Raw genomic sequence first — 21109 nt, 5'->3', positions numbered from 1 at the left:
TCCAGATTTCATGCCTTAATTTTTATTCATTATTTTCAAACTTAAAATCAATTCAAAAAATATTTTATCATGGAAGAAAACTGGATGCAGAAATATGCAGAAGTAAAACATATTCTTACTTGCCCTACAGATTTGGAATCATACTTCACTTCAGAAGAAATTGCAGGTGAAAAAATGGAAGTTATGGAAATAGGAAATGTTTCTTTGCTTTCCGGAAAAGTTGTGGTGAGAGATCCTTTGGTTTTTCTGAATTCAAAACAAAAACCGTATTTTATTGAAACCCCCAAAGGAAATTTTCCTGTTACAATTGCTGTTGTAAAATCTGAAGATTGGGGTGATAGATACGCTGCAGTAAAGGTGAAATTTACTAATGAAAAACCAATCCTTTATCAGGAAGCTTTAATTGGAAATGAAAATTTGGATGGAGTAAAAGAAGATGATTTTTTTGGTTTTCATGTTGATGCCGGATTAGGTTGCATTGCAGATGCAGAAGCGCTTCCTGAATTTGATAAATTTATAGCTGACTTGAATGTGGATAACATTTATGACGATTATTTTGCAGAATTGTTTGCTCAGAGTTATAAAGAAAACCCCACCAATCAAAGAGATGCAGGAGATTGGATTAACTGGACGATTCCAAATACAGTATTTCAAATTCCTATGTTTGCAAGCGGTTTTGGTGACGGATCTTATCCTGTGTATTTTGCTTACGATGCAAATGGAGAAATCTGTGGCTTGTACATTCAGTTTATTGATATCGAATTGGCTTTAAGTGATGATGACGATGAGGAAGGCGAAAATGATCAGCCACAAAATTTTGTTTCTCTGAACTAATGAATGCAACTTTTGCGGATAAAGTCATAGAATTTAATCGGAATTTACAGTATTCCGGAAAGTTACCGAAAGATTTTCAGGTTCTGAATCCGTATTTAGATAATATTGAAACAATGGTTGTCATGAAAAAGTTTTATCATAAATATTATGATGACTCAAACCAAAGAAAATTTTTGATTGGAATTAATCCGAGTCGTCATGGAGCGGGAGTTACCGGAGTTCCATTCACCGATACAAAACGATTGGAAAGTGTTTGCAGAATTAAAATGGAATCTCCTTATACGCATGAAGTTTCTTCGGTTTTTATTTATGATATGATTGCAGCTTATGGCGGAGCGGATGAATTTTACAGAGATATTTATATCAACTCTCCGTTTCCGTTGGCGATTGTAAGGAAATCAAAAGGGAACTGGGTTAATGCGAATTATTATGATGATAAAGCACTTTTCAATGAGGTGAAAGATTTTATGATTGATACTTTAAAAAAGCATATCAGTTTGAATCTCGATATTTCAGAAGTTTTTATTTTAGGAAAAAAGAATGCCGATTTTATTTCAAAACTAAATCAGGAAGCTGATTTGTTTAAAAAAATGACTGTTTTGGAACATCCGAGATATATTCAGCAATATAAATCCAAAGAAAAAGATCTGTATATTGATAAGTATATTTTAGCTTTAAAGGACAAATAAATTATTGGATTTAAAAATTCTGAAATTTTCTTTGAAGTGAGTATTGTTCTCTATGAAATTTATCGTAGAATGGTGCATTCCGTAGGAATGCAATCTGTGTAGAAAAGATAATGATTAGTAATTCGGCGTTCCGTAGGAACGCTATCTAAAAAAATGTAAAATGCCAAACACATACACACAACTTTATATTCAACTCGTCTTTGCCACAAAATGTAGAGACAATAAAATTATAAACTCTGTTCGTGATGAAATTGAAAAATATATTTGTGGTATTTTCAATAATAAAGGTCAAAAAGTTTTGGCTATTTATGCGAATCCTGATCATATTCACATTTTTTTTAGTTATAAAAATTTGCAAATTACCATCTCAGATTTGGTAAAAACTGTCAAAACAGAATCAACAAATTTTATCAATGAAAAAAAGTTATGTTTAAATCACTTTGGATGGCAACAAGGTTATGGCGCATTTTCTTACGCAAAAAGTCAGAAAGAGCAAGTTGTAAATTATATTTTAAATCAAGAATTACATCATAAAAAGAAAACTTTTAAAGAAGAATATATAGAATTTTTAAATGCTTTTGAAATTGAATTTCAGGAACAGTATTTGTTTGAATTTTACGATTAGAATTAGAGATAGCGTTCCTACGGAACGCGCCCTCATCAGACCATCTATTTTCTACACAGATAAGGTTCCTACGGAATCCCTCCTTTACTCAACCTAAAAAATATAAATATGCCTTGGGATCCTGAAGTTTACAACCAATTTAAAGATATCCGTTATCAACCTTTTTTCGATTTGATGAATTTAATTTCACAGGAAAATCTAAAAAAAGCCATCGATATAGGTTGCGGAACGGGCGAGCAAACGAAAATTCTTTCAGAAAAATTTTCAAATACAGAGTTTTTAGGAATTGATTCTTCTGCTGAAATGCTTGCAGGATCTAATTTATTTCAGAATGACCGTTTACATTTTAAACAAAAAACAGTTGAAGAGTTATATGATTCCGACGAAAAATGGGATTTTATTTTTAGCAATGCGGCTTTGCAATGGTCGGATGATCATGAAAAACTGTTTCCCAAATTGCTTTCTTTATTAAGTGAAAAAGGACAATTTGCAGTTCAAATGCCTGTGCAATCTGAAAATAGGCTCAACCAAATCCTTTTTCAACTCGCTTCGGAAGAACCTTTTAAAACTCAGCTTGAGGATTGGAACAGGGTTTCTCCGGTCTTAAGTTTGGATGAATATGCTAAAATAATGTTTGACTCAGGTTTGAAAGACCTCAATATTTCTGTAAAAGTCTATCCAATCATTGCTGAAGATGCTGAAAAACTCTTTAAGTTTATTTCTGGCTCGGCTCTGATTCCCTATTTGGAAAGATTGGATGAAGTGAACGAAGCGAAATTTATTAATGAATATAAAAAGCGTATTGAGGAAAATTTTGATTCGTTTCCTGCTATCTATGCATTTAAAAGAATATTACTGTACGGAAGAAAATAAATGTTTTCCAATAAAAAAAATAAATTCTCCGAGGAACGGAGAATTTTTCATTTATGCCTAGAATCGTTGATCGAAAACTTTTAGCATTGAGTAAAAGCTTTCATGGTCATTAGTTTTATAGTTTTTTCGTATCACAAATTAACAGATTTCAAATAGAGTAGAATAGAGTACAAATACCGTATTTTAAAAATCAGTATTTATACTGATGTAGTTTTAATTTTTCTGTTTTTAAAGCTAAAAACTAAGATATTAGTTTTCTCAAAAGTCCTTTATTTAGTACTTTTGTATAAATCGAATATAGACTAGAAATGAGTGATTTTGTAACATCAGAAATTAAAAATAATATTGCCGAAATTACTTTCGGAACAGCAAAAAGTAATGCTCTTCCCGGAGCGATTCTTGAAAAATTAGCAGAAACAATTTTAGAAGAAGGAGCTAAAAAAGAAGTAAAAGCAATTCTTGTAAAAAGTGAAGGCGAAAAAGCTTTCTGCGCTGGTGCAAGTTTTGATGAGCTTTTGGCAATTGAAGAACTGGAAGCATCTACCAAATTTTTCGGAGGTTTTGCCAAAGTTTTAAATGCAATGAGAAATTGCGGAAAAATCGTAGTGGTAAGAGTTCAGGGGAAAACTACCGGTGGTGGAGTAGGATTGGCTTGTGGTGCAGATTACTGTTTTGCAACCAAAGATTCTGCTTTAGCTTTAACCGAAATCAATTTGGGGATCGGACCTTTCGTTATCGGACCTTATGTAGAAAGAAAAATCGGAAAATCTCAGTTTTCGGCAATGGCAATTGATGCAGATTTCAGATCGGCAGATTGGGCAGAGCAACACAATATTTATCATTCAGTTTCAGAAAATATTGCAGAAATGGATGCTAAACTAGAAAAATTCTTAAATACACTGGCAACAAGAAGCGAAGACGCTTTAGCTTTAATTAAAAAAGTTTCATGGGAAGGAACAGAACATTTCAATGAATTAATGCCCGCAAGAATTCACATGAGTGCAAGTTTAATTCTCGAAGATTCTGCGAAGAAAAATATTGAGGTAATTAAAGAAAGATTAAGAGCAAAATAAAAAAATAAGCGTTGAGATTTTCAACGCTTTATTTTTTATATTCAGATTGCAGTAAAGAATATAATACTGAATCTTCAAAAATTCCATCCACCAAATAATGCCCACGAAGATTTCCTTCTCGGCTAAAACCAAAATGCTCTAACAATTTTTTTGAAGGGGTATTGTTTTCATCGATCAAAGCTTCAATTCTATTGAGTTGCATTTCTTCAAAGCCAAACTCAAGCACTTTTTCAACAGCTTCTTTCATATAACCCTTGTTTTTAAATTCATCAGCATTCAAAGCGTAACCAATTTCTGCTCGATGATGTTGAGGGTTCCAGGTATGAAAACCGCAGTTTCCGATAATTACTGAGCTTTGCTTTTCTACAATCTGAAAGTTCAACATTTTTCGATTGTAGGACTCATAACCTTGTTGATAGATTTTTTTCTGTCGAATAAACTCCTCATCAGTAAGACCTAATATTTTCGTGATTTCGTCATCATTATTCAATTCAAAAATTTGATTCATCGTTTCTGAATCTAGTTTTTGAATCAGGAGACGTTCTGTTTCTATTGTTTCAAATGTCATTTTTTCCCGTCTAATTTTACCAATTTAAATTCTTGATATTGATTTATATAATTTTTTAATTCTCGCTGATTAAACAGATTTAGCAAAAAAAAAAATTAGATAATATAAATCTGCGTGAGATATATTGAAATTTAGTTTTTCAATAAATTAATCGACACCGTTGCCAACTCAGAATTAGGGAATTTTCTGAATAATTCTTTATCAATTTGCAAGCCTGTTTCCAGACAAATCTTCTTAAAAACATCAACTTCCAAGATATATTGATCAGAAAAACCATGCGTCGCTTCATACGCTGTAGCCGGAGTTTTTCCTAAATTCTCGCTGGTCAGTTTAGAGTCTAAAGCATGAAGTTCAATAATTAAAAGTCCGTTTTTTCTGATGTACGGAAGCCAAAGTTCTAAATGTTCTTTCAGGCTTTCTTCTACCAAATTATTCGGAAGCCTTTTTCCTCGGTAAGCAAACGCTCCGGTTGACGTGCTGACCCTTGTAGGATGATCGTTTTCCGGAGTTTTCCAAACTCTGTTATGATCCAGAAAAGTTCTGATATTCAATAAGTCTGAAAGGTCGATCTCATAATTTTCTTTTAAATCATCGGCTAATTGTTTCGGATCTCCAATGTCGCCCCAAATTACTTTTGCCCAAATATCGTTGTTGATGAGGTTGGCCCTGGTTACTTTCAATGCAGCTTGGTTGTAATCTGCACCGACCAAAAACAAAGGATGTTCTTCGAGCATTTTCCCACGAATGGTATACCTTTCTATGGTTTCAAATATATGTTGAATAAAAGCGCCGTTTCCGCAACCCATGTCTAAAACACCTTTCGGCTGGAGATGAATAGGCTGATTAAAAATTTGAATAATAAAATCATTGGCGACCTTAAAATAATTGGAATGCGAACCGCCACTTCCCCAAACATTCATTGCTCGGTCAACATGAATTTCGTCTTCACCATCTGCAATTTCTCTTATTTTTGACGCATCACCAAACAAAAGATTATCCATTTTATTCAGCAACGGAAGATAAGAAACCGTAACCCCATAAGATGGCGCTCTTTTGGCAAAATAAATTCCGGTTTCGGTAAATTTATAATTGCCACCAGTTTTTTTAAACCAACCTAAATAAGCCAGGAAGTCTAGAATCACTTCAAAATTTTCTGAATTTTTATGAAATTCTGCCGCCTGAAATGAAGTCTCCATAAAATATTTATGAAACATTCCTGTCATTCCGAGATAGACGATCACAGGCCCGATGATGCATCCTTCAATATGTTTTAAGATCTGTTTCTGAATTTCTTTTTCTTCGTTATCATCAGAAAGCTGAATTCCAAAATGATCTTTCACAGAATCACTCAATCGTGTAAATTCTTCAATAAATGAATTTTCGTTGATCTGATCTTTAATATCAGTAGAATGTTTTAAAAAAGAAATGACTTTAAGGTAAAGCAAACTGTATTTTTGCAGAAACTGAGTTTTGCTATTAGCTGAAAATGATATTTGATCAGTCTGGTTATCGACCTCATGATCTAAAAAGCCTTGCGATGCCAAAGCCCGAATTGCAACATTCAAGTACCCTTCATTGGCTTTAAACTCTTCAGAAAGTTCGCTCAAAGACATTTTTTGTCGCTCGATAATGAAAGCAATAATCTCTTTTTTCATCAACGAAGCAACGATGGGGGCTGTAACGACGCCATCCAAATGTCTGAATATTTCTGAGCGCAAAGTTTCTTTGTCCATACAATACATTTTTTTAAAGTTAAGAATTTGAACAAAATATTTCAATAAAAGTTTTGTTATTTGAAAATTAAATATAACTTTGTAATTCAAAGTTCTTTTATATGGAGTCAAAAAACTATCACGAAGACTTATCGCACATTCGTTCTATGATGGAACGATCTTCAAGATTTATCTCATTAAGCGGATTATCCGGAGTAGTTGCAGGTTTAGCAGCAATTATCGGTGCGGGATATGTATTTTATGTTTTTGATAGGGAAGGTCTTAATTATTTTGATGGAGAAAGAGGAATTTCCAGTTCGAAAATTGTTAATGAATTGGTCATTACAGGAACTGTGATTTTGGTAGTTGCCGTTTTAAGTGGATATTTTTTTACAGCCAACAAAAGTAAAAAGAAAGGTTTGAAAATCTGGGATGCGACCACCAAAAGACTTTTATTTACCTTTGCAATCCCTTTAGTGACGGGTGGATTTGTATGTTTGGGTTTATTGTACCATCACCTTTTTACCTTAGTTGCTCCCGCCACTTTGATCTTTTATGGATTGGCGTTGGTAAATGCAGAGCGATATACTTTAACTGATGTGAAATATTTAGGATTTTGCCAAATTGGTTTAGGACTTATTTCTTTGTTTTTTTTAGGGTGGGGATTGATTGCATGGACATTTGGCTTTGGCGTTTTGCATATTGTGTATGGTTTGATTATGCATAAGAAGTATAAATAGAATGGAAAAACTTCTTAAATATTTACTCATTATTCTAGGTGTTACAGGAGGAATATGTTTAATATATTTTCTTGCAATGGCTTTAATGATTGGCTATGCATTTGGGAGTTTTGACAAAATTTATTCAACCTCTGAGCTAAAAGAAGAATACTTTTCAAAAGAAATTGAAATCAAAGAGTTAGTAAGTTATTATAATAAAATAAAACCTAAAAATTACTCTATAGATATCGAGTTTAAAGATGACGAAATATTAGAGAGATTAGAAATCACTACTAGTAAAGACTCTGCTTTTAATGTAATTTATCAAGGGTGGGATGTTAGGGTTGCTGATTTACAGAATGATAGTCTGAAAAATATTCTGAATTGGGAAGTAGATGTTGTTACAGAATTAAAAGTTAAACTAGATAAAGCAAACTGTATATCTGTAGAAGATGGAGAGCCAATAAAAATCGGATTTAAAAGAAGTGGTTTAGGAATGTATTCGTTTAATATTTTTCAAAGCATTCAAACCGATAGAACTGAATATAATAACCAATGTGAATATATTTTAGTTAATAGATATTTAGCTCTTCAATACGGAGGGGGAGCAATAGGAGCTCAGTGTTTTCCAGATAAGAATTAAAAAATTATGATTAACATCAGTCAACTCAACAAAGAATTCGAAAGCCGTGTAAGATTGGGCATTATGTCCGTTCTTATGGTGAACGACTGGGTTGATTTTTCTGAAATGAAAAACCTTCTTGAAATCACAGATGGAAATATGGCAAGTCACAGCAATGCCTTAGAAAAGGCTAATTATATTGAAGTAAAAAAAGAATTTGTTGGTAAAAAACCTAAAACTTCATACCGTGTAACACAGTCGGGAAGAATTGCATTTACCGAACATCTTGATGCATTAGAAAAATTAATAGGCAGATAAAGTCTATATTTTTTTGAAAATTAACTTTGAAATACAAAGTACTTTTAATTTTAAAAATTAAAATAATATGATGATACAAAAACAAAAAACAGCAATGATTTATTCTGTACCTGCTCTAATAATGGGAGTTGCGGTACTTGGAAATCTATTTTCTAAAGAGTTCAATTGGTCTTCCTCCGATTTTCTTATTGCAGGAATTCTTTTATTCGGTACAGCTCTTATTATCGATTTGATTTGTCGGATCGTAAAAAACAAAACTTACAAAATTCTTTTGTGCGTCGTGGTTTTGTTTGTTCTCATCCTTACTTGGGTTGAACTTGCGGTGGGACTTTTCGGGACACCTTTTGCCGGAAGCTAATTTTGATTTTTTGAAATAATGACTAGGAAAAAATTTCTAAAAAGACTTTTGCAGCTTTCAGCAGTTGGAGCTTTGCCATTTCTCTACTCTTGGCAAATTGAGCCGTTTTGGGTAGAGTTTGTAGAGCGAAAGCTTCCTATTAAAAATTTACCTGAAGAATTAGAAGGAAAGATTTTGATGCAAATTTCAGATCTACATGTCGGAAACAGATTCGACTGGAATTTTCTGATTGAATCTTTCGAAAAAGCACAAGATTTCAACCCTGATTTTGTTGTGTACACCGGAGATTATGTGAATCACGGTACGGAAGAAGATCATGAAAACTTAGAAAAAGTTATGGCAAAAGCGGTTTATGGGAAACTGGGAACTTTCGGAATTCTCGGAAATCACGACTACGGTAAAAACTGGAAAGATTTGGGTTCTTCAGAAGAGATCTATCGCATTCTTCAAAATAATGGCGTTACCATGCTTAAAAACGAGCAAACAGGATCTCATGGCTTAAATATTATCGGTTTCGATGATTTGTGGTCACCCAATTTTGATCCGATGAAAGTGATGAAAGATTATGATCCTGAAAAAGCAAATCTTGTACTTTGTCATAATCCTGATGTTTGCGACAAAGATGTCTGGAATGGTTATCAAGGCTGGATTTTAAGTGGTCATACTCACGGTGGACAATGCCGAATTCCGGGAGTGATTACGCCAATTCTTCCGGTAGAAAACAGAAAGTATGTTTCCGGAGAAATTGATTTGAAAGACGGAAGAATGTTGTATATCAACCGGGCTTTAGGACATTCTTATCAGGTACGTTTTATGGTGCGTCCGGAAATAACGGTTTTTAAGCTTGAACGTGATGAAGAAGTTTAAACTAAATAATGTCGCATTAGTTTATTTCGGCATTAGTTGGTTGATTGGAATTATAATTATTTTATTGATGATTCTTGAAACACAGGACGAACTTGCGCTTGGTTTATTGTTTTTGTCGGCATTCAATTTAATTATCAATCTCTTTTCAATACTGCTACTCTTCGTTTTATATTATGTATTTCCAGAGAATAAAACGGAATTTAAAAATTCAGCAGTTATGCTGTTTTTCAACTTCCCTATACTGATTGTACTTTACATACTTTTAATATATAACCTATGAAAGATTCAACGATTATTAATATAGGAAAACTAACTTTTGCAATTACATTCTTATTAGGTAATATTTGCTTTTGGGGTTTCTTTTTAACAAATATAATTGGGTTTGCAATATTTGGAAGCTATTTTATTTTTCTTGGAACTATGATTAATATAACAATCTTTTTGGTATTGCTTATATATGGCTCATTTAATAATGCTCAGTTTAAAATTTGCCTAAAATCATCATTCATTATTCTTTTAAACTTACCCATTTTACTTCTCTATGGATTTTTAATTTCAAATTAAAAAAAAATAAACTATGAAAAAAATACGCGTCAAATTCCTCCTTTTCGTGTACGACAAAACACAAAAACTCTACAGAAAATATTTCAAAAAGAAAAAAAGACAATGGCAGTTTAATGAAAAACAATTGCTGGAATTTCACAAAGATTCTTTAGGCAGAAAGCTCGGTGAATTTTATAAAAAACACGGTTTTACAATGATTCCTAAAATGGAAAACCACGACGTACATCATTTATTAACTGGTTGCGGAACCAATTTCGAAGACGAAATCGCAATGCAGTTTTTGCTTCTTGGAAACGGAAAGCTTAATGCTCATCTTTTGGCAGCGGTGGTTTTAGGAAGCATTATCCTTCCGGAATATTATTAAATGTATCGTAATGCTTATCAGAAAGGAAGAAATATGAGATCATTTCACCACATCGATTTTGAATCTTTATTGTGGCAGAATTTTGAAAATATCCAAGATTTTTTCCGACAAAAAGAAACCCCTGTTTTTTATTAACCTTAATCTCAACTTCAACCTTAACCTCATGAAAACACATCACTATATATTTTTCAGCACCATCGCATTCATCGTTTTATTTTATAACGAAAATGTAGGCTTAAATCTTGGTATTTTAGGCGTTCTATATTCACTTTTAACGCTTATTAAACCCCCGGTAAGAAACCGCAGCAAAACGTTTTTTATGCTTTTTACAACAAGTATTCTGTCAAGCATGGCTTTTGCTTGGTTTGGCGATTTTAGTTCGTTTCTGGCATTGGTAGTTTCACTTTTGCTGCTTTCTTTCCGGTCTAAAAACAAGAGGCTGAAGAGTCTTTTTCTCGTTCCGGTCTTTGTGGTCAATTTTTTTACATTTATCTGCAGAGTTTTTAGCTTTAATGAATGGTTTCCGAAAAGCGAAAAATCTGGTTTTTGGAAGAAAATATTTGCTTTTGTTTTTATTCCTTTTGTTTTCGTGGCTACATTTTTCGGAATTTATGCAATGGGAAGCGATCATTTTGCAAATCTTTTTACCAATTACGAATTAGACATTAATCTTTTTCAGGTTTTTGGTCTCGGAGCTTTAGGCTTTTTCATTGCTTTCAATTTCTTCAATTTTGTAGTTGAGAAACAGTTTTACAAGCAGAATCATTTTTTAGATAATGATTTTAAAGAAAAAGATAAAATTCAGAAACCTACTTATTCTTTTCTTGATTTGGATTCTGAAAGAACAAGTGGTGTCATTTCATTGATCTCGTTAAATATATTATTGATTTTCTTTATTGTAACCTATAATTATGAGCAGTTTTATGAAGCGGTCAAATCTCCAAATCAACTTTCTGAAGAAACTCATGAAAGAGTAAATGCCGTCATTATGTCGATTGCAATGGCAATTTTGGTGATCATGTTTTATTTTAAATCTAATTTTAATTTCGATCCTAAGGCTGGTTGGCTTAAAATCTTCGCAAAGATCTGGATCTTTCTGAATGCTGTTTTAGTCTTTTCCGCAATGTTAAAAAATACAGAATATATTACAAGCTACGGTTTTACGTACAAAAGACTTGGTGTTTACGCTTTTCTGCTTTTATCATTGATCGGTTTGATCCTTACCTTTTACAAAATTCAGTTTAAAAAGAAGAATGCATTTCTTTTCAACTCAATGAGCTGGTGTTTTTATGGAATGGTTTTAGTATGCAGTTTTATCAATTGGGGTGGGATCATTACCTCTCAAAATATGAAACGTTCAGATTTTGCCATAAATTATCATTTAAATACAATTAGTTTCAGCGAAAAATATCTTTTAAAATATGCTGAAGAAAAGAAAAATTCAAAACTGGAAAAAGAGGTTTTAGAAAGGATAAAAGTTAAAAAATCATCAACAGCTTTATCGAAAATCCTTTATTATGAAACTATTAAAACTAAATAATATGAAAAAATATGCTCTTATAATTATTCCGTTGTTAATAATTTCCTGTAAAAAAGAGACGCTGGCAACGGATAAAAAGACAGATTCAATTATTGTTTCTGAACAGTCTGCAAACACTTCTCAAGTAGATTCTCAAAATATTAAAATTAATAAGGATACTTTAAAAGCTCCTATCAATAGTAAAAGTGAAGTGAAAGATGGAGAAATTACCAAATTAATTGATGGAGAAAAATTTCCAAGTACACTAGAATGTGAATTTACCGATAAAATTCAAAAACTTGTAATTAGAATAACAAACTATAATAAAGGTGAATTAAAAGCGACAATTATCCCTGAAAACAATAAGATGAATATTCGTTTCAACCAAATTAAAACACCCGACGGAAAATATGACGGTCCCTTTGGAAGAGATATTTCTTATAAGATTTCGAGTAAAGGAGAAGTATGGCTTATCATTGGGAAAAATCTAATGGCTGAAGGTGAAAATTCAGGACATTTTTCTGTAAGAATAGAGTAATTTGGTATAGTTTGTGCAAATGTAATTTTCAAATTTTAATAATATGAAAAATATATTTTCATTAGCAATAGCTTCTACAATGATTTTAACGAGTTGTGGAGCGGTACAGTCGATTGTACAAAATACATTTCCGTACACAACCAATGTTTTAATCTCTACGGGAGTACCTGCAGATAAAGAAGTTTCTTCTACTGCCACAGCATCAAACGTGCAGACTTGGGTAGGGGGAAACAATAATGCGCAGATAAAAGATGTTAGAATTTCAGATGCTAAAATTTCTGTAGTTTCACCAAGCGGAGGTAATTTAAGTGCTTTAAAATCGGTAAAAATCTATATTTCATCAAACGGAACTGGCGAAAAGCTAGTAGCATCGAGGTCTGCGATTGATACCAATTTCTCAAGTTTAAATTTAGATTTAAACAATGACACTGGTTTTCTGGATTCTGTAGTGAAAAGCTCGGGTTTAACAGTAAGAACGGTTTACGAACTTAAAAATCAAACAACCTCTGATATGAATATTAAAGTTGCGCTAAACTTTAGCAGCGTTCCGGTAAGATAAAAGTTTTTAACATAAACATCAAAAGCTTTCTTATTTTGTAAGAAAGCTTTTGTTGTATAAAAAATTTTGGTTATCTAATTTTGTAAATCGAAAGTTCTGCAGACTTATCTGTAATCACTCCCAAATTAAGTCCACCTTGTACTAAACCAAACCGCAACCTATCTCCTGCAGTGAGTTTGTAAATGTGGCTTATCTGCCCCTGAGTAAGGGTTATATTAATTACAACAAGATTTAGCCCAAGTATACTAGATAAATCTAATAAATTAACGCCTCCGAACACTCTGTAATCTAAAAGTGTATGTACAGTTGCTACTCCAACTCCCACCGTTTTCACAATAGCAATTCCTGGAGGGTTGCTGGCTAAAAGCTGAGCAGAAACTCCCTGTCCGGTTCTAAAACTATAATCAATATGATAAAGGCCCGTAGAGGGTACGATATATTCGTTGCTTACAATTTGAGAAGATGCTATTTCAGTAGTAACTGTCCCGCCTGATGTACTCAATGGGAGATAATTAAAACTGCTGGTAAATAGACCAAGACTGATATTCAGCAATGAAAGATTTCCCTTAAAATTTGCTGCGTAAGTTCCGGTATCCATTCCTAAATCATTAACGGCAATTTTATTCCATATTCCCTGAGTGGAATTAGGATGGGTGTAATAAGCATCAAACATAAAGAAACCTGTGCTTGCTACATCCTGGGTTTTGAGCTCATTTATTAGAGGGCTGGTTACAGGGCTTGTTACATAAACAATAGCTCCGTTTTGAGCAAGATTATAAGCCGGTGCCTTTAATCTAAGTGAATCTCCAGAAATTCTTGGAGGAATAATTCCGTCTGCAAAAGTAAGTTCTGGTCTCTTTTGAACATGCAGAGTAGATTTAGGATTATTGGTGTTGATACCCACTTGTGCATTGACGTTGTAACCCATTATAAATAGGACTACAATAAGGTAGTAGTTTTTCATGGTTATTTAGTTTTTGGTGTTATAAAGATATATAAAAAATATATTATAATTCCAAAAATAAACAACATTTAATGTGAATTTTGTTGTTTTGCCGTATTTATACGGTGTTTTCTATGTTTTTTAATAGGTTTTATTACGAATGATATAGATTTAAGCTATTGAGTGGAAGTAATTCATTAGAAAGAGACAATTATTGTATAGTTAGGGATTGCTATTGTTTTGTAATCGTGTCCATTACGATAGTGACAGGTCCGTCATTTGTGAGTGATACTTTCATATTTGCTCCAAAAATACCACTTTCAACTTTTAAACATGATTTTAAAAGCTCTTCTTTAAAATATTCAAAAAGAGGAATCGCTTTGTCGGGTTTTGCTGCTTTTATAAAAGATGGTCGATTGCCTTTTTTGTAATCTGCAATCAAAGTAAATTGACTGATGCACAAAATCTCTCCATTAATATCTTTAATAGATAAATTGAGTTTGTCATTTTCATCACTAAAAACTCTCAGGTTTAAAATTTTCTGTACTAGCCAGTCGGCATCTGTCTTTTCATCGTTTTCATCAATCCCAACCAGGAGCATAAAGCCTGTGTTTATTTCACCAACTATTTTTCCATCTACTTTTACAGAAGCTTCAGAAACTCTTTGAATAACTGCTTTCATTAATTATTATAAACTGTAATTGTGTTTGTGGATTGATCAAAATTGCAAAAATATCTTTTAAGAGGAAGAGATGATACTTCAATCGGTTCTCCAGTTGTTATAAACCATTTAGCATTGTCTTTTGGACAAATTACTTTTGGAAAATCTACTGTTAAAGTAGTATTGTTATCTGGGCAAATATGTGGTGCGTTTCTGTCGTATGCAGCATACCCATTATTACTTACTTTAAAAATTATTAAACCTCTTGTTCCAGCTCCATCCATGTCAATATATGTCCATTGTTGATTTTGTAGATTCGAATTTTGGAGTGGCATTGAATTTAAAGGAAGAATTACATTAATTGTTGAGTTAGGAAAACAGCTCACAGTATCATCACGGTTACTGCATGAGTTGATATTTAAAAAACTGAATGTCAGTACGGTGAAGATTGATATGATTGAGAAAGTTTTTTTCATTACTATATAAATTTTTATATATTTGTAAAACAATAACGATTAACAAACAAAAACATTGTCCGGCAAATGTCGGATAATTTTTTTTATACCAAAACTAAATTTTAAAATTATGGCGAGCTATGTAACTAAGGTCGGATTAGATAAAATGAAAGCTGAGCTGGAGCAATTGGAAAAAATAGAAAGACCAAAAATTACTCAACAGATTGCTGAGGCAAGAGATAAAGGAGATTTGTCGGAAAATGCAGAATATGATGCAGCAAAAGAGGCGCAAGGAATGTTGGAAATGAGAATCTCTAAACTAAAAGATGTTGTTACTACTTCAAAAGTGATTGATGAAACGCTACTTGATACTTCAAAAGTTTCGATTCTTACTACAGTAAGATTAATGAATAATGATACAAAGAAAGAACAGACTTTTAAATTGGTGCCGGATAACGAAAGTGACTTGAAAACAGGGAAGATTTCGGTAAATACTCCTATTGCAAAAGGATTATTAGGAAAAGTAGTGGGCGAGACTGCTGAGATTGTCCTTCCAAACGGTAACAAATTATCATTTGAAGTTTTAGAAATTACACTTTAAAAAAAATAAAATTTTTAAACTTTTATAAAAATGAGCTCAATTTTCACAAAAATAATCAATGGAGAAATTCCTGCTTATAAAATTGCGGAAAACGAAAATTTTGTAGCATTCTTAGATGCTATGCCTTTGGTAAAAGGTCATACACTTGTTGTTCCCAAAAAAGAAGTAGACCTTATTTTTGATTTGGAAACCGAAGAGTACAAAAATCTTTGGGCTTTTGCTCAGGAAGTTGCTCGAAAAGTGAAAAATGCAATACCTTGTGTAAGAGTAGGAGTAGCTGTGGTAGGGCTAGAGGTTCCTCACGCTCATATTCATCTGATTCCGCTAAATAAAGTGGAAGAAATGAACTTTAAAAACGAAAGACTGAAACTTTCTGCGGAAGAATATTCAGAAATTCAAAATTTAATAATTAATTCTTAACAATACAGAAAATCGTAAAAAAGAAATTTTTTACGATTTTCTTTAATCATATATCAATAATCAAGATGAATTCAAACCAATGTTCTTTCTGTGGTAAGAAAAGAAATGAAGTGCAAATGCTGATTTCAGGACAAAATGGCTTTATTTGTGAAAACTGCATCGAGCAGGCACATTCTATTGTAAAGGATACCGTTTCGCCGGCAGGATTTTCACCAGCTGAATCTATGGACGAGCTTAAAAAGCCTAAGGAAATAAAAGAATTTCTTAATCATTATGTCATCGGGCAAGACCAGGCAAAAAAACAACTTTCAATTGCGGTATACAATCATTATAAAAGATTACTGCATGCGAAGGATGAAAACCGTGAAGTTGAGCTAGAGAAATCTAATATTATCATGATTGGTGAAACAGGAACGGGAAAAACGCTTTTAGCTAAAACCATTGCTAAAGAACTTAATGTTCCTTTCTGTATTGTTGATGCTACTATTTTAACAGAAGCTGGTTATGTGGGGGAAGATGTTGAAAGTATTCTTTCAAGACTTTTAATGGTTGCCGACTACGATGTAGAAAAAGCAGAAAAAGGGATTGTTTTTATTGACGAAATTGATAAAATTGCCAGAAAATCTGATAATCCGAGTCTTACAAGAGATGTTTCAGGAGAAGGTGTACAGCAGGGTTTGTTGAAACTTTTGGAAGGAAGCATTGTGAATGTTCCGCCACAAGGGGGCAGAAAGCATCCTGACCAAAAATATATTCAGGTAAATACTCAGAATATTTTATTTATTGCGGGAGGTGCTTTTGATGGTATTAAAGAAATTATCGAAAGAAGGATGAATAAACAAGCCATCGGTTTCAGTGCTGAAAAGATTAATAAAGTAGAAGAAGATGAGTATGTTTTAACAAATATTAATGCTATAGACCTTCGTTCATTTGGATTAATTCCTGAGCTTTTGGGAAGGTTTCCAATCATTACTTATCTAGAAAAGTTGACCAAAGAGACGATGATTAGAATTATGAAAGAGCCTAAAAACTCTATTGTCAATCAGTTTGTGGAGCTTTTTAAAATGGACGGTACAAAATTAGTGTTTACAGATGAGGCTATTGAAATTATTGTGGATGAGACGATGGAGAAAGGTTTGGGTGCTAGAGGCTTACGAGGAACTACTGAAAAAGTCTTAGAAGACTATATGTTTACCGTGGGAGAGCATGATGAGATTATTCTTACAAAAGATAATATTTTGATTGTTAAGTGATTTTGTTTTTTTTTTAAAAAAAAGTTATACCTTTACACTGAATATTTTTTTTGACACAAGAAAAACAGTATACAATGAAAAAAAGTTTATTAACTATCGGAATTTTAGCAACCGGTTTATCTGTTCAGGCGCAGACTATTCTACTTCACGTAGACGACACCGCTAAAATGTATGTAAGTAATGGCGCCCTCGTTTACAATGGGGGAGGAGTACAGACCAGAGGTAATGGTAACATTGATCTTCATGGTAATATGATGGTTGTAGGAAGTAATGCGACGGACGTTTTCAGGACAATTGATGCAAGTTCTAACCCTAAAACGACTGGGACCAATATTATTTTACGATTAAATTCCCCTTCGCTAGCAACTTATGCAACTTCTACCTATGGACAATTGTACATAACGAATTTAGCGCAAGATAAAATTACAGGTATTGTAGATAAGGAGTATAAAGCTCTTAACCAAGGAAGTTTTCAACAAATGGCTTTCCCTTTTGCTAATAAAACAGTACAAAGTATTGCTACTGATTTAGGAAAAGCAGTTAATTTTACAGGTAATAGATCAACTTCGTCTTTAGCATATTGGGATAATACCAAGACGGTAATGAGAATTGTTAATCCTGCTAGCTCTACAGATTCCGGAAATTCAACTGTATTGTATGGTCCAACTACTTATTTTGCAGTAGGAACTAGTGGATGGAATCCTACTCCTGCAAATTCAGATGTACTTACTTTAAAAGGAGTTCCTTATTCAGATGCTGTAGCTGCTACAAATAGCATTAATCTTGCAAATGGAGGTTTAGGAGTTAACTATGGAAGTACAGGGGGAAATCTGAATGTTTTTGGTGAAAGATATTACTCTTATATTAATGATCCGTTTGATACAAGCTGGACTACCAATTATGGAAAAGAACTTTATCAGTATGGTAATCCTTTTTTAACTAATGTTGATTTAAGCTGGATTGGTGCAGATGTGGATGAGCCAGGAACAACAGATGGCAATCGACTTCCGATTAAAGGGATAAGATTCTCACAAGAAGGAGTAAATTATTCTACTTCAGGGGGGACAACAACAACTACAAATAGAACCGTAACATTTAGCCGTAATACTTCTACAGGTGGTACTATTCCTGCAGGTGATGTGAATAGTTTAGTAATCAAGCCTTTGGGAGTTGTTTATATTAAACTTGATCCTACTTTAATAACTACATATTCTGCTGCTAGTTTAAACAGATTGTTAAATTTTAATACGACAAGACGCTTTGCGACAGCCGCAAGAGCTGCTGGATCTTATTCTGTTACTGCTGCAAAAAATAGCCCTTCATCAACCTTGAAGCAATTAGGTGTTATTGCCTTAGATAGTCAGGATAATGAAATTTCTAGAACATATTATGTAGTTCGTGATAATGCAACGACTGGATATAGCTCAGTGGCAACTTTACAAGCTAATATAGGATATAATAGCGATAATACACCTACAAACGGACCTATTTATACCAATGAAGAGTATATGACCGGTGGAATAGATCCTACGTATGCTTCTCAATATAATTTATATATTAATGAAGCTAATGAGGTGAACTTTTTACATAAAAAAATACCATTAACACTTAACTCTCCTGCGATAAGTAAGCTGAAATTTGAAATTAGAGAAGATGCTGCTTTAATTCCTGCAAACCAATCTGCATTAAGCGCAGGTGAAAGTTTTTGGATAAAGATTAATGGAGCCAACGTTATGTTATCTCAAAATCAGGTTATAAGTGCAGGGTCAGTTACTCAGGCAGGTCTTTATTATGGAGAGCCACAGCCAGAAACTGTTTTAGGAACTTCAGATTTAACTAAAAAAAGTGCTACAATTGTAACTTATGAAAAATCTTCAGATAATTTTGTAGCTATATTTGACAAGAATTGGAAAAATGCTGATATTACAATTTTTGATATGAGTGGTAAACTAATTAATTCTGAAAAAGGAGTTAATACAAAATCTAATCATACGTTAAATATTCCTAAACAAATAAATAATGGTTATTTGGTTACAATAAAGGCTGATAACGGACAAGTATATAACACAAAAATAATGAGATAAAAAGTATTTATGAAAAACAAATTAATTATTCTATTCGCATTGTTTGTATCTCAACTATCTTTGTTTGCTCAAGGGAATTCTGGGACAATATCAGGAGGTCCAGGTGCTCCTCCTGATCCGCAAACTGAAGCTGATGGTCCTGGTTCAGTCGCTACTTCTCCCATCGATATGTACGTTTATGTATTAGCGATAGTAGCAATTCTGGTGATTGCCTATTTCGCTAAAAGATACAAAACTCAAAAAATATAAAAATAACATTAAAATATTTGAAACTCTCTGATTAGTCGGAGAGTTTTTTTATTTTTACATTATGAAAAAGATATTTGTATTGTCAGGAATGCTGCTGGCATTTTCAATAAACGCACAGTTTTCTGTGAATATCCAGTCGCAACCGGATTTTAATGAACAAGAAGCTATTCTATATACATTGAACGGCTCAAAAGATATTATTGTTACCAAAGAAAAAAGTAAAGGAAATGTCTGGACTTTTAAGTATCCTAAGAACTATTCTGGGATGATGAAAGTGTACTTTCCTAATACCAACAATTCTGTAAGTTTTATTTCTGAAAATAAAAATATAAGTATTAAGCTTGATACAAAAGCAAATAAAATTCAGAATATAATTTATCAGGATGAATCAAATGAGTTGATGAATAGTATTCAGGAATCTTCTCAGAAAAAAGAAATGATTCTTCCTGCATTGGTGCAAATTAAAGAATATTATAAAGACAATACAGACTTTGGAAAAGCACTAAACAGTGAGATGGGCAGGTTGTCTGGAACAAGCAGTATAGATCAGTCAAAGCACCCATTTGTGTATTATTATAATACCAATTATAATAAATTCCTTTCAAATAACCCTGAGAAAAAGGTAACACAAGAGGAAATTGTAAATTTTATAGACAAATCAAATGATATGTTGGAGAGCTCGTCTCTTCTACGTCCAATTCTGGTATCCTATCTTAACGTAGGAGGTAATACTAATGTCAATACTTCTGTAGATACTTTAATCAATAAATTAAATGTTGAAACACCTCGTGGACAAACCGTACTCTCGGAATTGATTGATATTTTTGATGTGTATGATATGAATGAATTTAAAACGAAATACCTTACGCTAGCGAAAGATTTAAAATGTACCATTAATGACCGTTTGGCTTCTACTTTGAAATCTAATGCTGCTACAGACATTGGGGCTGTTTTTCCGGCCTATAAGTTCCATTCGGCAGTAAATACTAATGCGAAGTCGATAGCTGATGTAAAAGCGGATAAAAAGGTGATTGTTTTTTGGTCTTCAACATGCTCACATTGTGAAAGCGAATTGCCGCAACTTTTAACTAAATATAAAGAGATGCAGGCGAAAAATATTCAGATAATCGGGATGTCTTTAGATACAGATAAAAATGCTTATACAACCAAGATTGCCGCATTTCCTTGGATCAACGATTCTGAATTAAGAGGATGGAACAGTTCTTTTGCTGAAATTTATAATATTCATGCAACACCAACGTATTTTATTTTAGATGCTAACAATAAGATTATCAGTAAGCCCAGCCATGTTGGTGATGTTTTAGAATATTTTAAGTTAAAATAATTTTGGTAGTAAGTAAATATTTTCTATATTTGCACCACCAAAAAGGCGAGGTAGCTCAGTTGGTTAGAGCGCAGGATTCATAACCCTGAGGTCACGGGTTCAATTCCCGTCTTCGCTACAATTTTAAACCGCAATCATTGATTGTGGTTTTTTTGTGTTTAAAATTTAAAAGATATTTTGAGGGATCAGGGAACAGTATCAAAACCTGGGCTCAGTCTCAAAAGTTGGGGACTAAGCAAAAAGTTTTGATAATCTAAATAGAAAGAAAGATTTATCCTTTACTCCTCTGAGTTGCA

Annotated in this window: 26 protein-coding genes and 1 tRNA gene; 22 read left to right on the top strand and 5 right to left on the bottom strand. The window is 32.9% G+C overall.

Translation table 11 applies throughout. The features are described 5' to 3' along the window. Nucleotides 1-69: 69 nt before the first annotated feature. The 5 genes from AB671_RS06260 (at nt 70) to AB671_RS06240 (ending at nt 4094) form a co-directional block, all read left to right on the top strand. Nucleotides 70-834: a DUF4241 domain-containing protein gene (locus AB671_RS06260; RefSeq protein WP_066676009.1), complete on the top strand. Its 765-nt coding sequence runs from the start codon at nt 70-72 to the stop codon at nt 832-834. Next, nucleotides 834-1523 (top strand): SMUG2 DNA glycosylase family protein, encoded by a 690-nt coding sequence (locus AB671_RS06255; RefSeq protein WP_066676008.1) that lies wholly within the window; start codon nt 834-836, stop codon nt 1521-1523. The genes AB671_RS06260 and AB671_RS06255 overlap by 1 nt, the downstream gene beginning before the upstream one ends. 160 nt (nt 1524-1683) lie before the next feature. Beyond that, the gene (tnpA, locus tag AB671_RS06250; protein ID WP_066676007.1) at nt 1684-2148 is read left to right on the top strand and encodes an IS200/IS605 family transposase; all 465 of its coding nucleotides are present in this window, start codon (nt 1684-1686) and stop codon (nt 2146-2148) included. A 108-nt stretch (nt 2149-2256) separates the two neighbouring features. Further along, nucleotides 2257-3021: a methyltransferase domain-containing protein gene (locus tag AB671_RS06245; protein ID WP_066676003.1), complete on the top strand. Its 765-nt coding sequence runs from the start codon at nt 2257-2259 to the stop codon at nt 3019-3021. 308 nt (nt 3022-3329) lie between these two features. Next, nucleotides 3330-4094: an enoyl-CoA hydratase/isomerase family protein gene (locus AB671_RS06240; RefSeq protein ID WP_066676001.1), complete on the top strand. Its 765-nt coding sequence runs from the start codon at nt 3330-3332 to the stop codon at nt 4092-4094. A gap of 28 nt (nt 4095-4122) precedes the next feature. Here AB671_RS06240 and AB671_RS06235 read toward each other — a convergent pair whose 3' ends face one another. Continuing rightward, nucleotides 4123-4662 carry a GNAT family N-acetyltransferase gene (locus tag AB671_RS06235; RefSeq protein WP_066675999.1) on the bottom strand — a complete coding sequence of 180 codons (540 nt, stop codon included), beginning with the start codon at nt 4660-4662 and terminating at the stop codon, nt 4123-4125. Nucleotides 4663-4793: 131 nt separating this feature from the next. Further along, on the bottom strand, nt 4794-6395 hold the full coding sequence (locus AB671_RS06230; RefSeq protein WP_066675997.1) for a class I SAM-dependent methyltransferase: 1602 nt from the start codon (nt 6393-6395) through the stop codon (nt 4794-4796). A gap of 101 nt (nt 6396-6496) precedes the next feature. Here AB671_RS06230 and AB671_RS06225 point away from each other — a divergent pair, with 101 nt between their 5' ends. The 10 genes from AB671_RS06225 (at nt 6497) to AB671_RS06175 (ending at nt 12802) form a co-directional block, all read left to right on the top strand. Further along, nucleotides 6497-7114, top strand: coding sequence for a hypothetical protein (locus AB671_RS06225; RefSeq protein ID WP_066675995.1), 618 nt, complete (start codon nt 6497-6499; stop codon nt 7112-7114). A 1-nt stretch (nt 7115) separates the two neighbouring features. Beyond that, nucleotides 7116-7736, top strand: a complete 621-nt coding sequence (locus AB671_RS06220) for a hypothetical protein (protein WP_066675993.1) — start codon at nt 7116-7118, stop codon at nt 7734-7736. Nucleotides 7737-7742: 6 nt separating this feature from the next. Then, nucleotides 7743-8033: a winged helix-turn-helix domain-containing protein gene (locus tag AB671_RS06215; RefSeq protein ID WP_066675991.1), complete on the top strand. Its 291-nt coding sequence runs from the start codon at nt 7743-7745 to the stop codon at nt 8031-8033. A gap of 67 nt (nt 8034-8100) precedes the next feature. Next, nucleotides 8101-8391, top strand: a complete 291-nt coding sequence (locus tag AB671_RS06210) for a hypothetical protein (RefSeq protein ID WP_228390891.1) — start codon at nt 8101-8103, stop codon at nt 8389-8391. Between the two features lie 18 nt (nt 8392-8409). Further along, on the top strand, nt 8410-9258 hold the full coding sequence (locus AB671_RS06205) for a metallophosphoesterase (RefSeq protein WP_066675989.1): 849 nt from the start codon (nt 8410-8412) through the stop codon (nt 9256-9258). A gap of 276 nt (nt 9259-9534) precedes the next feature. Then, a complete protein-coding gene (locus tag AB671_RS06195) occupies nt 9535-9822 on the top strand; it encodes a hypothetical protein (protein ID WP_066675986.1) in 288 nt (95 codons plus the stop codon). A gap of 13 nt (nt 9823-9835) precedes the next feature. Continuing rightward, complete coding sequence (locus AB671_RS06190; protein ID WP_228390890.1) at nt 9836-10186, top strand: ubiquinone biosynthesis protein COQ4; 351 nt, start codon at nt 9836-9838, stop codon at nt 10184-10186. Between the two features lie 163 nt (nt 10187-10349). After that, nucleotides 10350-11726: a DUF4153 domain-containing protein gene (locus AB671_RS06185; RefSeq protein WP_066675984.1), complete on the top strand. Its 1377-nt coding sequence runs from the start codon at nt 10350-10352 to the stop codon at nt 11724-11726. A gap of 1 nt (nt 11727) precedes the next feature. Continuing rightward, complete coding sequence (locus AB671_RS06180) at nt 11728-12243, top strand: hypothetical protein (RefSeq protein ID WP_066676071.1); 516 nt, start codon at nt 11728-11730, stop codon at nt 12241-12243. Nucleotides 12244-12286: 43 nt separating this feature from the next. Further along, entirely contained in the window at nt 12287-12802 is a 516-nt protein-coding gene (locus AB671_RS06175; protein WP_066675983.1) for a hypothetical protein, read from the top strand. A 70-nt stretch (nt 12803-12872) separates the two neighbouring features. Here the strand turns inward: AB671_RS06175 and AB671_RS06170 are convergent, their stop codons facing one another. From AB671_RS06170 to AB671_RS06160, 3 genes are all read right to left on the bottom strand, one after another. Further along, nucleotides 12873-13766 carry a hypothetical protein gene (locus AB671_RS06170; RefSeq protein ID WP_157444149.1) on the bottom strand — a complete coding sequence of 298 codons (894 nt, stop codon included), beginning with the start codon at nt 13764-13766 and terminating at the stop codon, nt 12873-12875. A gap of 211 nt (nt 13767-13977) precedes the next feature. Further along, the gene (gene dtd / locus AB671_RS06165) at nt 13978-14427 is read right to left on the bottom strand and encodes a D-aminoacyl-tRNA deacylase (protein WP_066675981.1); all 450 of its coding nucleotides are present in this window, start codon (nt 14425-14427) and stop codon (nt 13978-13980) included. Further along, complete coding sequence (locus tag AB671_RS06160) at nt 14427-14882, bottom strand: hypothetical protein (protein ID WP_066675980.1); 456 nt, start codon at nt 14880-14882, stop codon at nt 14427-14429. Before AB671_RS06160 ends, dtd begins: the two co-directional genes overlap by 1 nt. Before the next feature lie 109 nt (nt 14883-14991). On the opposite strand from AB671_RS06160, the gene greA reads away from it, so the two are divergent. From greA to AB671_RS06125, 7 genes are all read left to right on the top strand, one after another. Further along, on the top strand, nt 14992-15462 hold the full coding sequence (gene greA, locus AB671_RS06155; RefSeq protein ID WP_066675979.1) for a transcription elongation factor GreA: 471 nt from the start codon (nt 14992-14994) through the stop codon (nt 15460-15462). A gap of 30 nt (nt 15463-15492) precedes the next feature. Continuing rightward, nucleotides 15493-15882, top strand: a complete 390-nt coding sequence (locus AB671_RS06150; protein WP_066675978.1) for an HIT family protein — start codon at nt 15493-15495, stop codon at nt 15880-15882. 65 nt (nt 15883-15947) lie between these two features. After that, nucleotides 15948-17135: an ATP-dependent Clp protease ATP-binding subunit ClpX gene (gene clpX / locus AB671_RS06145; RefSeq protein ID WP_066675976.1), complete on the top strand. Its 1188-nt coding sequence runs from the start codon at nt 15948-15950 to the stop codon at nt 17133-17135. Nucleotides 17136-17209: 74 nt separating this feature from the next. Next, entirely contained in the window at nt 17210-19219 is a 2010-nt protein-coding gene (locus tag AB671_RS06140) for a T9SS type A sorting domain-containing protein (RefSeq protein ID WP_066675974.1), read from the top strand. Nucleotides 19220-19228: 9 nt separating this feature from the next. After that, on the top strand, nt 19229-19468 hold the full coding sequence (locus AB671_RS06135) for a hypothetical protein (protein ID WP_082987245.1): 240 nt from the start codon (nt 19229-19231) through the stop codon (nt 19466-19468). Nucleotides 19469-19529: 61 nt separating this feature from the next. Then, complete coding sequence (locus AB671_RS06130; protein ID WP_066675969.1) at nt 19530-20813, top strand: TlpA family protein disulfide reductase; 1284 nt, start codon at nt 19530-19532, stop codon at nt 20811-20813. A gap of 44 nt (nt 20814-20857) precedes the next feature. Then, nucleotides 20858-20931 (top strand) — tRNA-Met (locus AB671_RS06125). Nucleotides 20932-21109 lie beyond the last annotated feature (178 nt).

This window comes from Chryseobacterium sp. BGARF1, from assembly GCF_001677955.1.
Classification (GTDB): domain Bacteria; phylum Bacteroidota; class Bacteroidia; order Flavobacteriales; family Weeksellaceae; genus Chryseobacterium.
The sequence above is the reverse complement of the archived record's forward strand: the minus strand, read 5'-3'. Positions and strand labels throughout refer to the sequence as shown.